This window comes from Clostridium ragsdalei P11 (genome assembly GCF_001675165.1).
Lineage (GTDB): Bacteria > Bacillota > Clostridia > Clostridiales > Clostridiaceae > Clostridium_B > Clostridium_B ragsdalei.
The window spans coordinates 83,425-97,609 of the sequence record NZ_LROS01000001.1 but is presented as its reverse complement, the minus strand read 5'-3'; the positions used below and the strand labels follow the sequence as shown (position 1 = coordinate 97,609).

Below are 14,185 nucleotides of genomic sequence, written 5' to 3'. Positions count from 1 at the left end.
GGTGGAGTCAAAACTCCATCTGATGCTTAGAAATCTGTTTATATATTACCAATATACTTTTAGAAAATCAACATATTTTATTTATTATGTCAAAGTATGCCTTTATTTTATATAGTATATCTAACACAATTAGAAGTATATAGAATAATATGTAGTGCAAAGAAACTATTAAAGTAGAATAAATGGGAGGATTATTTATGAAAGCAGGATTTAGAGAATTTTCAAAGCATGTTGATATAGTTAATTCTCAAAAAATTATAGATATCCTATCAAGTTTTGGAGATGATAAAGCTACTGGAAATCGTTCTGCAGGGTCGAAAGCAAGTACTGAAGCTGCAAATTATCTTTATAGAGAGTTTGAAAGAATTGGGTTGAAAAATCTAAATAGGGACAAGTTTTACAGTTGGGGTTGGACTTATAGAGGTGCTAATATTTCATACAAAGATGAAAGTGGACAAGAACAGAAGATTGTTTTAGGAGGTTATGCTGCAAGTATAGAAGCAAAGGATGACTTTTTTAAAGTTGTAGATGCTGGAAGTGGGACAATAAGTGACTATAAATCTTTGGGAGATGTTACAAATAAATTAGTGCTAATTAGTATTGATCCATTCAATGACTTTTGGATATCGTATCCAGCGTATCAGGCTTATTTAAAAGGGGCAAAAGCAGTTCTTGTTGTTACAAAATATAAAGTTTGGCACGAAGATTACCTTATATCTCAGCCAGTAGAAGGACCATCCTATGCTCCAGCTCTTGCTATTAGTAAAAGAGACTTTGATATATTAAAAAATCTTATAAATAAATCTGCAGATAAGGAAATAACAGTTAAATTAAATGCACATTCCTACGTTGAACAAGAAAAAGCTTCTTATAATATATGGGGAGAAATACCTGGAAAAACTGATGAAGTTATATATTTAATGGCTCATTATGATGGATATTATCATTCTTACTTTGATGATGCCTCTGGAGTTTCCACGATATTAGGTATAGCAAAGGCAATAATAGATAGTGGATATAAACCTAATAAAACTATACGAGTTATTACTCATGGTGCTGAGGAATGGGGAAGAGAAAATTCAGATTATGACTGGTTAGTGGGAGCTTATGAGGAAATTACTCATATTCATCCAGAATGGGCAAAAAAAGCATTTGCTGTTATTAATATTGATGGAAATTTTCCTGTGCCTAATGAAAGAAATTTTCAAATAATGGTATCCGCTGAATTATTAAAATACACTAAAAAAAGTATGAGACCTATTTTGCATCATAGAGATTATAAATTTGAATTTATATCACCAACTTCTACCGGTAGTGAAGAATTTTGTTATACGAAGGCAGGTATCCCTTGTATTACAGCAAGGGATTCTATGACATCTAGCATATATTATACTAATATTTATCATAGTTCCATGGATAACAAAGCTTTTGGATTTGACACTAAAACCTATAAATTAAATCATATATTATATGGAAAAATACTGTTGGATTTAGATACCACGCCTATTAGGCCAATGGATTTTTATGAGCGTTTCTTTAAAATGAGAGAAACTATAAACTCTAATATTGTAGGAAAGTCATTGGTAAAAACTATTAAAAAGGCTTGCCATTATGCACAAGAATTATCTTTAAAAATAGAAAAGTTAAATTTTAAAAATGCTAGCATGACAGGTGAAAAGGCTAATTATATTAATCTTAATTTAAAACTTTTTCAATTGTACAAAATGATGCAGAACAGTTTTATAAGATTAAATTGGGAAGCAAATGTTGTATTTCCTCATGAAAACTATGAAAAAAATGTTGATTTATTAAAAAAGGCAATTAAAGCGTTGAAAAATAGAAGAGAGATCCTAGAAGAAGTTGTTAATAAATATATAAAGCCTATTGATTTTAACAAATATGTCTATGATTTTGATAGAAGAACCTATGAGTTTTTTTCAAGGCGTGTAACACATGAAAATAATGATACCTGGGGTTATAGTTTAGTAGAAAAACCAAATGAAGATTTATATGAAGTGGCACAATCTTTAAGAAGTAAGTTTAACGAAAAAAATCCAGATGTAGATGCAGAAATAGCGAAATTGAGAAAAGCATTTAAAAGACAAGCTATGTATTTAAAAGAAGTAGTTTCTAGGGAGAAAACTGATATTGAAAAAATAATAGTTAAAATGAAAAAGATTATTTCTATAATTTAAATTCATTTCACATCCATAGGTTTTTACAAATCTATGGATGTAAAATGAACCTTAAGTAAATGTTGATTATATAATGATTATTTTTCTAAAGAGTATGCCAATGCTGCTTTACAGTGGAGTTTGATCATTTGCTTTTTATATAGAAAGATTTATTGTCTATGGCCCTCATTGTAGCCAGTATGCCATCAAGATGATCATATTCATGTTGTATTAATTCTGATAGATCTCCTTTGAAATTCAATGTTTTATCTACAAAATTTATGTCTTTGTATATTATAGAGCATTCTTTATAGCGTTTAACTTTTACTAAAAGATTTGGAAAGGACATACAGTCATCCATTACATCCATCATTTCTTTATTATCAAATTTAAGTACTGGATTAATAAAAACTATAGGCTTGTCAATATACATATATATCAATCTTTTAAATACTCCAATTTGTGGAGCGGCGATTGCTCTGCCTGCATTGTATTTTTTACGAAAGTCAATTAAGGTATCATGTAAATTTGAAACAGTTTCCTTTATTGAATCCATGTCTTCTTTTTCTACAGGTAAACTTTTTTTGTATAAAGCATCATTTCCAAGTAATAGTATTTCTTTTATCATAAAATAGCCTCCTTGTTATATGTTGTGCATTTGATAAAATAGTACCATATAATTATAACTATAAAAAGGTATGATTTTTATCTATTGAATGTTTAATTTTTTCATAGTATTATATGTATAACAAGTATAACTTTTACTACAATAATAAACTAAGTAAACAAAAGATTAAATCTAATAAAAATAGATAAAGAAAGGTGATAATATGTATTCATCAATTTTGGTTAAGGATGTAAAGAAGTCATTAGGAGGACGTGATATATTAAAGGGGATAAGTTTTGAGGTTGAAAAGGGTGATATTTTTGGATTTCTAGGCCGCAATGGAGCCGGGAAAACTACAACCATTAGGATATTACTCGGACTTTACCATGCCGATTCAGGAAGTGCTTCTATTATGGGATCTAGAGTTGGTAGTGATGAAGCAAAAAAGAATATTGGATTTATGATTGATGGAACTGGATTGTATGATAGCATGAGTGCCAAAGAGAATCTTGAATACTATTTAAAAATATATGGTAAGACCGTGAATAAAGAACATATATCAAGAGTTTTAGAGCTTGTAGGACTTAGTGATAGGGCAAGGGATAAAGCAGGAACCTTTTCCAAAGGTATGCGTCAGAAATTAGCCTTGGCAAGAGCACTCGTTCATGATCCTGAAGTGCTCATACTTGACGAACCTACATCTGGTCTTGATCCTTCTGCACAGATAGAATTTAGAAATATCATGGTGAATATCGCACAGAATGAACACAAGACAGTATTTTTAAGCTCACACAATTTAGATGAAGTACAGCGTATTTGTAACAGAATTGCTCTGCTCAACAGTGGCGAAATTAAGCTTTATGGTAAATTAGATGAACTTAAGAGACAAATGGGAAAGGACACAGTAGTAGTTCAGACAAGCAGTGTAATTACTGATGTAATATTTAAAAAAATAAAACATATCAAGGAGTTAGGACTTAAGGAGAGAAATGGAAACAATCTCCTTTTTGTTCCTACTCCCAATATAAAAGTACAGCGTATAATTGATGTTCTATCTAAAGAGAAAGTTGAAATCGAAAAGTTTACGAAAAATGAAGCTTCACTGGAAGAAATGTATTCGGCTATTGTAAAGGAGGCATAGCTATTATGAAAAAAATATGTTCAATAATAAATGCTAATCTAAAGAACAATTTGCAGTCAGTATCACTAGTAAGTATTTATTTTGGAATTGCGCTCATATGTACTGCAGTAATTGGAATGATTGGAATTAAATCCGTAATTGACCCTGCTATTGAATCGGGGAAAATCAATTCAGAAATGTATAGCTATGTTCTTGGAATACTCGGATATTGTACGGCATTTATTGTTACAGGAATTAGCTATAGTACCTTTTATGAATTTATTTTAAATCAATGTATTACTGTATGTACTTATATTGCTTTACCTATTGTATATTTTTGCTTAAGTTTACTTATGAACCTTGTTGGCCTCATTGGGAAAGTTATGGATGCTGGGGCTATTGGTATCATTTTTGTGTCTGGTATAGCTGCGCTAATGATTAATATTGTTAGTAGTATTTATTCTTATCACTATTGCAGCGTGTGTAAGATTTCTGTCATCTACTCAAGATAGTAATACATTTGAACTTACTTTGAATAATACCCTTTTATTGCTTGCTCTAATTCCACCAATTGTAAATATACCTCTTTTCACTACCGTACCTTTAGTGAGAGATAAAACTAATGGAACAATAGAAAATCTTTTGGCAACTCCGTTAAATCCAAAGGAAATTGTAAAAGGAAAAAGTTTTGCCATTTTTTTACCCGGCTTTATTATAGCTATCTTATCACCACTTATAGTTATGATAGTAGTGAACTTTAGTTTAACTATTTCAAACTATGGTTTTTTTATTTTCCAATGACTCTTTTGCTTTCTGTATTTGTGATAACTCCCATGTTTTGTTATGAACTAACAAAATTTACTATACAGATATCTATGATTAAATCACCGGAGGCAGCTATAGCACCTTCCTATTTGATTGGATTTGGTCTGATTATTGGTATTCCCATTTGTTCTACAATTGGCTTTATTAATCTTGTATCTTGGAGCTTTTCATTGATTTATTTAGGAGTAACATTTATCATGTGGATTTTGGTATGGAGTTTTTCATTACTGCTTACTAAAGAAAAGATTATTTTATCTAATTTATAAGTGATACTTATAATATTCATGACAGCATTTTTTTGTCAGGTCTTGCCTATTCAATTAGTCTTTTTCTAGCGAATGAGGTGATATATGAAACAATAATGACTGCAATTATAGTGCCTATCTTTTTCTTGAGTACAGCTCTTTTTCCCTTAGAAAGTCTTAGGATAACTGTAATGCTTAATCCATTTACACATGTTATCAATGCTTTACGTAAATTAATATTTGGAGATACAATTAGGGCTTTTGATATTTTACCTGTAATTTTATTATTTGCAGTGATGTGCTGCGGGAGCTTTGCTCTATCCATGTGGAGACTTAAAAAAGAAACGATTCAATAATTAGAAAAAGCTGAAAATAGGCGAGAATAGTTAAATATTAGATCTATAAATAACTTATACAAAGCAATATATTTTATATGCTCCCGTGAAATCCCTTTTATCGTTGGATATAACGTGGTAAGTTGTGTTTTTTTTAGGACATAATGATGATGAAGTTGCAAGATATGTGTCATATACGCTTTCTTTAAAATCAAATAAAGATGTAGTTGTAACTTGCGGATGATTTTGCATTTATCCTCTACAGCTTATTTTTATACCTTTTTTATATCATATACAATATGCTATAATTAACTATAAATACATATAGTATCGGGAGATGGAGATGGATAATAAGGGATTTAAAGATTTAGAAAATTTTTATCTAGCTTATAAAAGCAGATTTAAAGAATATATGCAAATAAATAAATTAGAAGACGTACCTAAAATACTACTAATGCATTGGGGTGGAATTGTGATTGAAACATACATAAAACATATATTAGTGCAAATTAGTGGTGCAAAGAAGTGTAACAGTAGTGGAAATTTATGGTATACAATGGATGGATTTAATTATACAATTAAACAAGGAAATATGCGTAAAAATAAATATAAAAATTATATTTGTACTGAAAATCCAGGTCATGCAATTGAAGGTGGAATTAGATCTATAGATTTTTTAAATGAATTAATTACATCAAATATTAAGATTTTAAGAGATGTAAAAGTAGTTGAAGATCCGCTTAGAAAGGAATCAAAAAATGGATTTATAGATCTAAGATATATAGCTCCAGAAAGTGTTGATAGGTTAGATAAATTGTTTATTGAATGGAACGAAAGTTTTAAAAGTTTATTAAAATGGTTAATAGAAAACACTAAAAATATCGAGGTGAGGATGGATGAGTAAATTAGACATTAGACAAAAAATCCAAGATATCTTAGAAAAGCATTTTGTTAAAAATAAAGAAAATGAATGGGTTAGTGTGGATAAGGTAAATATAAATAGGATAGATGTTGACGTAGTTACTTCTATAGATGAAAAAACTGATGAGAGCAGTAACTTTATAAAAAATAATATAAATTCATTTAATGAAACTTTAAGTAAAGCTGAAAAAATATATCTTGGGTTTTGTAATATTTATAGTCTAGAGGAGGCAGATTTTCTTGGAATAGAAAAGCCATATAAAAAGAGTAAAGTTACAGCAAGTTTTGGAGATATTATAGATAATAATGAAAATAGCGTTAAAAATGATAAAAGATTAGAAGCGACAAGAGTAATATCATTTTATTCATACAAAGGTGGAGTGGGAAGAACTGTTGCATTGGTACAAACTGCGAATTTATTATCAGCTAAGGGAAAAAAAGTAGCTCTAATAGATATGGATATAGAGGCACCTAGTTTTAATGACATATTTAGTGATGATATTCAAACGGAAAATGGATTAGTTAATTATTTATATAATAAATTATATAATTTAGAAAAAATAGAAGTATCATCAATTGTATCAAAACTTTCATTAAATACTAAAGGTGATGTTTATATTGTACCAGCTGGTAATATAAACAAGAAGTATGTAAAGATGTTGGAATCTCTTAAGGAAAGAAGAATTAGTGAAAATCAATATATAAAAAATTTAATAAATGAATTGCAAGATAAATATGGAATAGAATATGCATTAATAGATTCAAGAACAGGTATAAATAATTGGGGAGCATTGTCAATTGGAGAAATTGCAGATGAAATAATTTTGTTTGCTTATCCTAATAAAGAAAATGTTAATGGCATTAACTTAATTTTAGATATTATTGAGGATAGAAAAAAATGTACAGTAGTATTTTCAAGAATAGATGTAACAGATGAAGGTAAGAGAAAGGCTAGACAATTTTTTGATGAAATTAATATAGAACAGGAATTTATAGGTATAGAATACGATTCTGCTGTTGCAGTAGCAACTAAGTATCCTTTAGAGGATAGGCTAAATAAGTTTAAGTGTATAAGCGAACTTATATTGGAAGATGAAGTTAATAAGTTCAACGCTAACTGGATAAGAATTAACAAAGAAAAATCAGATAAAATTTTAGATGATTTAGAACAAGGAAAGTACTTTAGTAAAATACTTACAAATGATGAGTCAAAATTTAACAATAAAAGCAATTATATAATTGTAAAAAACAATAAGATTAAACTAAAAGATATAGTAAATGAAGGTGGTTATAAAGAGAATTTATTTGAGTTTAAGGTTTATGATTTTGAATTAATGATGCTATCGAATAGTAATAAGCCACTTATTACTGCAATTACTAACATTTTGGCAATAGCAGCAGTTAATTGTAATAATTATATTGAACCACAAAAAGAGCATAATATAGAAATGGATTTTGAAAACTATTTTCAACGTTTAGATGTTGGGGTTAAAAATGAAAAAGACTACTTGAAAAGTATAGTAACTAATTTTCGCAGTATACTTGATTCAATTGAAGAAAAATCAAATGTAAAAAGAATATATTTAAATATTAATATAAATGACATTTTAAAATATAGATTTAGCAAAGTAGCAGATAATATTAAAATTGAATTAGTATTAATAATTATTGAAATTTTAAACTTAAATGACAAATTTCAATTTAAATTAGTATTTAATGAAGAAGAATATGAAAAATATAAAGATGATTTAAAATCAGTAAAAGCAAATATGTTAAATTTATCATGGCGTTATTTAAATCAGGATGTATTAATCGATAATATAAGACAAATTTTTCAACAAATTTCAAAGTATGCTAATGGTATTTATAGTAACGATGAAATTGTAAAAAATGTTATTGAAAAAGAAAAACTTAGTATATATGATGCTTCGTCTAAAATTCTTGTGGGAAGTAATTTGATATATTGTAAAAGAATAGACTCAACTAAATATTCTAAAGAATTTATAATTTGGTTAAGTGATAAGATTCAAGAAAAAAAACTGGTAAGTAAGAAAGACGTTTTAGATATAATTAGGGAAAGTGCTAGAATAGAAAAGTTAAACCCGAAAGAAGGCAAAAATAGTATTATTACTTTTGAAAGTTTTAACAAAGCAATACAAAAATTAACAAACGAAATAAAAACTACAACAGTGTATAAAGAATTTTAGTAGTAGCTCTAGATAAACATAATTGCTTTTATGTATCAGAACTATGATGGCTCTAAATTAAAAAACTATGTTAGGGTTATAACCTAACATAGTTTTTTTATATGACAAGACAGCAAATATAGGGAAAGAGAATACATAAAATAATTTACATGTCTTTTAGATTGTAGAAGCCATATTTTGGCTGGGCTATTTTTTCATTTCTTTAAATATATTTTTGACTTGCTTATTAAGAGTATAAGTTTTAATATTAGACTTCAATTTTGATATAAACAACTGTTCGTTTATAGGTTTAGTTATAAAATCATCAGCACCACAATTCAAAATAGCTGCAAGGGTTTTAGGATTGTCTAGGGATGTAACAGCTATTATAGAAGATTTTAGATTGGACTTTCGTATGTCTCTGATTAAATTTTGGCCAAACTCATTCTCTAATATAATATCAACTAAATATATATCATATTTTTTATTGCTTTTCAGTAAATCCTTACTAGATTTATAGGAATCCACATTATTTATGTTATATCTTTTAAATAGGTCTTTTTCAATTAAAGAATCGAAACTACTGTCGTCTATAATTGCAATTTTTGCTTCCTTTAAATCTTCCATATATTCATCTGATTGAAATACGGAATCTATACGTTGAACAATTTGTTCATTTAAATCCTTTTTTAAAATATAATCAGTTACACCTAAGTTCAGAAGCTTTTTCTTTGTTTCATCAATTGCATTACTAGTTACAACAAATATAGGGATATCTTTTTTACTGCTGTAATTTATATCCTTAAGAAAATTTTCTATAGAACCTCCTTTTGCATAAAGAGATGTTATAATAATATCTATATCGGAATCCTGTAATATTTTATAAGCTTCATTGAAATTATCAGCGGATATATAGGAATAGTTACCTTTTACTAAGGTATTTTTTACAATATTACAAAAAAATTCACTTTCTTCAATATGTAGAACAGTATGCATATACTTCACCCCTTGGAGAATATTTATCTGATGGATACCTACTGGAACACTCCCACGTATGTTGTGAAAGCGATTCACTTTAAATCAAAGATTTGGGATATTTGCTTTTCCCACTAAGCAAGATTCATTGATAACCACGTTATTAAATATATTATCGTAGATATATAGGAAATAATTAATATGTTTTACATAGTTTTTAAAAATACTTATAATAAAGTTATATTATTAAAGAGAAGAAAAAATATGGAGGAAGTGTCATGAATAATGGATTTTATTATGAAACGAAAATTGGTAAAATAGGTATTGTTGAAAATGGAAAGGCCATTACTCATATAAGTTTTGGAAAAATGAATTTTCAAGATGTATATATAAATGAAACATATTTATTGAAAAATGCAGGTAATCAGCTCCAAGAATATTTGGATGGAAAAAGAAAAAAATTTGATTTGCCTCTGGAACCACAGGGTACGGAATTTCAAAAGAAAGTATGGAATGCACTGAAGGAGATTCCCTACGGTGAAACATTTAGTTATAAAGATGTGGCCCGAAATATAGGAAATATAAAGGCTTGTCGTGCTGTTGGCATGGCAAACAATAAGAACCCTATTCCCATATGTATTCCATGTCACCGTGTTATAGGTTCAAATGGCAAATTAGTTGGCTATGCAGGTGGTTTACATATAAAAGAAAAACTTTTAGGAATAGAGAAGCAAAATTCCAGATAGTTAAGGTTGAAGTTCTTTAACTGTGAAATTATATGAACTTCTGCAAGTTATTTTTCTAGTAATGGGGGAAATTGGTATGAGTGAAAATGATTTGTATAAAAAGACGATAAGAGAAAAAATTTTTGAATTGGCGGATGATGAATATAAGAAATTTCAAGAAAATTTGTGCCCTGACAATGACAATATTGTAGGAGTAAGACTTCCACTTTTAAGAGATCTTGCCAGAGAAATAGCTAAAGGAGATTGGCGTACTTATATAAAAACTGCACAGAATGAATACTATGAAGAAGTTATGCTTCAGGGAATAGTAATTGGGTGTGTGAGAACTGATATTGAAGAAAGGTTAAGATATATTACAAATTTTGTCCCTAAAATTGATAATTGGGGTGTTTGTGACAGCTTTTGTAGTGGATTAAAATTTACAAAGTCCAATATGCAGCGTGTATGGGAGTATTTACAGCCTTATGCATCTTCTGAAAAAGAATTTGAAGTCCGTTTCTTTGTTGTAATGCTTCTTGATTTTTATATAAAGGAGAATTACCTTGATAAGGTGCTGGAATCATTAGATAAAGTAAAGCATAAAGGTTATTATGTTAAAATGGCTGTTGCCTGGGCCATTTCTACTTGTTATATTAAATTCCCAGAAAAAACAATGGAATATCTGAAAAATAATACATTAGATAATTTTACATATAATAAGGCACTTCAAAAAATAGTGGAGTCCTTGAGAGTTGGCCAAGATGCAAAAATGATTATTCGAAGCATGAAGCGTAAATGAAATAAAAGGACACCAATTTTTGTTAATAGGTGTCTTTTTAATATACGAAATTTTGATTTAATATAAATTTTATTTTGTAAATACAATATAATTTTATACAATTGAAAAAACTTAAAACGAAGATAATTAATTGTAAAAACTCGGTGGTTTATTAATAAGCACTGAGTTTTTTTATTATTGTTATGATCTATGATGAGAGTATGAAATATCAAAATATAGCTAATAATAAGGAAGATGAATCTAGTATTTCATATTAGATTTAGTTACAAGATAAGTAATATCAACAATTTTATTAGAGTCACATTATTGTGAAAGTATAATACTAATTAAGATTATTCTAATTTAAGGGGGTTTTTTATGTACGGATATAGTGGAAAAGTATTAAGAATTAATTTAAGTAATAAAACTTATAAAGCTGAAGAATTGAAAATTGATGAAGCTAAAAAATTTATAGGAGCTAGGGGGCTAGGTGTAAAAACTTTACTTGATGAAATAGATCCCAAAATAGATCCATTATCACCCGATAATAAATTTATTATCGCAACAGGACCACTTACAGGAGCACCTGTTCCAACAAGTGGTAGATTTATGGTAATTACTAAAGCACCTTTAACAGGAACTATTGGTATTGCAAATTCAGGCGGAAAATGGGGAGCTGAGTTAAAAACAGCTGGATACGATATGGTAATCGTTGAAGGTAAATCAGATAAACCAGTTTATGTAAATATAGTAGACGATAAAGTAGAATTTAAGGATGCTTCTCATGTTTGGGGAAAGTTAACAGAGGAAACTACAAAAATGCTTCAAAATGAAATTGATGCAAAGGCTAAAGTTTTATGCATAGGACCAGCTGGAGAAAATTTGTCACTTATGGCAGCAGTTATGAATGATATCGACAGAACAGCAGGTCGTGGTGGTGTTGGAGCTGTTATGGGTTCCAAAAACTTAAAAGCTATCGTAGTTAAAGGAAGCGGAAAAGTAAAATTATTTGATGAGGAAAAAGTAAAAGCTGTATCACTTCAGAAATCAGATATTTTAAGAAAAGATCCAGTAGCTGGTGGAGGCCTTCCAACGTACGGAACAGCTGTGCTTGTTAATATAATTAACGAAAACGGAATAAACCCCGTAAGAAATTTTCAGGAATCTTATACAGATGAAGCAGATAAGGTTAGTGGAGAAACTATGACTCAGGAGTGTTTGGTTAGAAAAAATCCTTGCTATAGATGCCCAATTGCTTGTGGAAGGTGGGTAAGACTTGATGATGGAACTGAATGTGGGGGACCAGAATATGAAACATTATGGTCATTTGGATCTGATTGTGATGTATATGATTTAAATGCTGTAAATAAAGCTAATATGTTATGTAATGAATATGGGTTAGATACAATTTCAGCAGGAGCAACTATTGCATCGGCTATGGAGCTTTATCAAAGAGGTTATATTAAGGATGAAGAAATAGCTGCAGATGGATTATCACTTAAATGGGGCGATGCTAAGTCTATGGTTGAATGGGTAAAAAAAATGGGACGTAGAGAAGGATTTGGAGGCAAGATGGCAGATGGTTCATATAGACTTTGTGAATCCTATGGTGTGCCTCAGTATTCAATGAGTGTAAAGAAGCAGGAACTTCCAGCATACGATCCAAGAGGAGCTCAAGGACATGGTTTAACCTATGCCGTTAACAATAGAGGGGGATGTCATATTAAAGGATATATGATAAGTCCTGAGATACTTGGATATCCAGAAAAGCTTGATAGATTTTCAATAGAAGGAAAACCAGCATATGCTAAAGTATTCCATGATTTAACAGCAGTTATAGATTCCCTTGGATTATGTATCTTTACAACTTTTGGTCTTGGTGCCCAAGATTATGTTGATATGTACAATGCGGTAGTTGGGGGGGAATTACATGATGTAGATTCTTTAATGTTAGCTGGAGATAGAGTATGGACTTTAGAAAAAATATTTAACTTAAAAGCAGGTGTAGGTAGTTCACAAGATACTCTTCCAAAGAGATTGCTTGAGGAAGAAGTTGTAGAAGGGCCATCAAAAGGGCATGTTCATAGATTAGATGAATTAGTACCTGAGTATTACTCAGTAAGAGGATGGGATAAGAATGGTGTTCCTACAGAAGAAACTTTAAAGAAGCTTGGATTAGAAGAGTATATTGGGAAAATTTAGACTAAGGAAAGTATGAAGTTTGAAGTAATATTGATTACTATATTTCAAAGTCCAGAGAAAAAAGTACTTTTTAGATCTTGATGAAGACATGAGGCTAAGATGAGTTCCTAAGGTTAATCAAAATCCTAGGGGTAAAATACAAAGTAAAAAAGGCACCAATTTTTGTTAATAGGTGTCTTTTTCATATACAATTTTAATTTTTAATTAGAATTTACGCATTTATCTTTTGCTAATACAATTGTACAAATTAGTATAAGTGCACTTCCAACTAATATGGCAAATGACATTTGTTCATTAAGAAACAACACACCTAAAAATACACTAACTATAGGTTCGAAAGTTCCTAGTATGGATGAAGATGATACTCCTATTAGTTCTATAGCTTTTAGAAGTAAAATTATTGATAATATAGTTGAAACTACAGAAATCCCTAAATAGCAAACTACAATTTTAAGATTAAAGTTTAAAGCTATAGTTTTGTTAAACAGTCCACATAAAGCTGTACCTATTGTTGAACCTAGACAAAGATACATAGTAGTAATCCTATTATCTAAAGACCTGATGGATTTTAAATTAAGGGCGATTAGTGTGAGTCCGTAGGAAAAACCTGAAAATAGAGCTAAGGAAATTCCTAAGATATTTATAGTATTATTTTTAAAACCAACTAATGTGTAAATACCAGTTGCAGCAAGTAATAGGGATATAATTTTTTTAGTACTCATTTTATCTTTGTAAAATATGAAACCTGCTATGCAAACTACAACTGGATATATAAAATGCAAAGTAGTTGCAAGTCCCCCACCTAAATAATTATAAGATATAAATAAAGCTTGAGTTGTTATAGTATATCCAGTAATACCAATGGATATAAGTAACAGCACCTGTCCCTTTTTTAAGTTAATATTGATGTGGCTGCAGTTTAAGTACAAAAATAACATTAATGTTGAAATTAAAAATCTAAATAGTAGTACGGTGGTTGGATTAGAACCATTGAAATATGCAATTCTAGCCAGAATAGGCATAATCCCAAATGCTGTTGATGATAAAAGTGCATAAGCTATTCCTTTGTAATTATCCAAAACTTGTCCTCCT

At 29.4% G+C, this 14,185-nt stretch carries 13 protein-coding genes; 9 read left to right on the top strand and 4 right to left on the bottom strand.

Annotated elements, in window-relative coordinates; all coding sequences use genetic code 11:
• Positions 1 to 197: 197 nt before the first annotated feature.
• Positions 198 to 2,195, top strand: coding sequence for a M28 family peptidase (locus CLRAG_RS00425; protein ID WP_065076550.1), 1,998 nt, complete (start codon positions 198 to 200; stop codon positions 2,193 to 2,195).
• A 124-nt stretch (positions 2,196 to 2,319) separates the two neighbouring features.
• Here the strand turns inward: CLRAG_RS00425 and CLRAG_RS00420 are convergent, their stop codons facing one another.
• Entirely contained in the window at positions 2,320 to 2,802 is a 483-nt protein-coding gene (locus CLRAG_RS00420) for a peptide deformylase (RefSeq protein WP_065076549.1), read from the bottom strand.
• Positions 2,803 to 3,004: 202 nt separating this feature from the next.
• On the opposite strand from CLRAG_RS00420, the gene CLRAG_RS00415 reads away from it, so the two are divergent.
• Both CLRAG_RS00415 and CLRAG_RS00410 read left to right on the top strand, forming a co-directional pair.
• On the top strand, positions 3,005 to 3,922 hold the full coding sequence (locus tag CLRAG_RS00415; protein ID WP_065076548.1) for an ABC transporter ATP-binding protein: 918 nt from the start codon (positions 3,005 to 3,007) through the stop codon (positions 3,920 to 3,922).
• 5 nt (positions 3,923 to 3,927) lie between these two features.
• Positions 3,928 to 4,413: a hypothetical protein gene (locus CLRAG_RS00410; RefSeq protein WP_065076547.1), complete on the top strand. Its 486-nt coding sequence runs from the start codon at positions 3,928 to 3,930 to the stop codon at positions 4,411 to 4,413.
• On the opposite strand, the gene CLRAG_RS00405 is transcribed toward CLRAG_RS00410, so the two are convergent.
• Positions 4,405 to 4,596, bottom strand: coding sequence for a hypothetical protein (locus tag CLRAG_RS00405; RefSeq protein ID WP_065076546.1), 192 nt, complete (start codon positions 4,594 to 4,596; stop codon positions 4,405 to 4,407). The two genes, CLRAG_RS00410 and CLRAG_RS00405, sit on opposite strands and share 9 nt — an antisense overlap.
• Positions 4,597 to 5,069: 473 nt before the next feature.
• Between CLRAG_RS00405 and CLRAG_RS20325 the strand changes: the two genes are divergently transcribed.
• The 3 genes from CLRAG_RS20325 to CLRAG_RS00390 all read left to right on the top strand — a co-directional run bounded on the left by CLRAG_RS20325 (position 5,070) and on the right by CLRAG_RS00390 (position 8,434).
• The gene (locus CLRAG_RS20325; protein WP_242872061.1) at positions 5,070 to 5,327 is read left to right on the top strand and encodes a hypothetical protein; all 258 of its coding nucleotides are present in this window, start codon (positions 5,070 to 5,072) and stop codon (positions 5,325 to 5,327) included.
• Positions 5,328 to 5,649: 322 nt separating this feature from the next.
• Positions 5,650 to 6,210: a hypothetical protein gene (locus CLRAG_RS00395; protein ID WP_065076544.1), complete on the top strand. Its 561-nt coding sequence runs from the start codon at positions 5,650 to 5,652 to the stop codon at positions 6,208 to 6,210.
• Positions 6,203 to 8,434, top strand: coding sequence for a tyrosine-protein kinase family protein (locus CLRAG_RS00390; protein WP_065076543.1), 2,232 nt, complete (start codon positions 6,203 to 6,205; stop codon positions 8,432 to 8,434). The genes CLRAG_RS00395 and CLRAG_RS00390 overlap by 8 nt, the downstream gene beginning before the upstream one ends.
• A gap of 186 nt (positions 8,435 to 8,620) precedes the next feature.
• Here the strand turns inward: CLRAG_RS00390 and CLRAG_RS00385 are convergent, their stop codons facing one another.
• Positions 8,621 to 9,409 (bottom strand): response regulator, encoded by a 789-nt coding sequence (locus CLRAG_RS00385; RefSeq protein ID WP_065076542.1) that lies wholly within the window; start codon positions 9,407 to 9,409, stop codon positions 8,621 to 8,623.
• Positions 9,410 to 9,666: 257 nt separating this feature from the next.
• Between CLRAG_RS00385 and CLRAG_RS00380 the strand changes: the two genes are divergently transcribed.
• The 3 genes from CLRAG_RS00380 to CLRAG_RS00370 all read left to right on the top strand — a co-directional run bounded on the left by CLRAG_RS00380 (position 9,667) and on the right by CLRAG_RS00370 (position 13,093).
• Positions 9,667 to 10,134: a methylated-DNA--[protein]-cysteine S-methyltransferase gene (locus tag CLRAG_RS00380; protein WP_065076541.1), complete on the top strand. Its 468-nt coding sequence runs from the start codon at positions 9,667 to 9,669 to the stop codon at positions 10,132 to 10,134.
• A gap of 76 nt (positions 10,135 to 10,210) precedes the next feature.
• Entirely contained in the window at positions 10,211 to 10,912 is a 702-nt protein-coding gene (locus tag CLRAG_RS00375) for a DNA alkylation repair protein (protein WP_065076540.1), read from the top strand.
• Between the two features lie 357 nt (positions 10,913 to 11,269).
• Positions 11,270 to 13,093: an aldehyde ferredoxin oxidoreductase family protein gene (locus CLRAG_RS00370; protein ID WP_065076539.1), complete on the top strand. Its 1,824-nt coding sequence runs from the start codon at positions 11,270 to 11,272 to the stop codon at positions 13,091 to 13,093.
• A gap of 200 nt (positions 13,094 to 13,293) precedes the next feature.
• On the opposite strand, the gene CLRAG_RS00365 is transcribed toward CLRAG_RS00370, so the two are convergent.
• Entirely contained in the window at positions 13,294 to 14,172 is an 879-nt protein-coding gene (locus CLRAG_RS00365; RefSeq protein WP_065076538.1) for a DMT family transporter, read from the bottom strand.
• Positions 14,173 to 14,185: the final 13 nt, after the last annotated feature.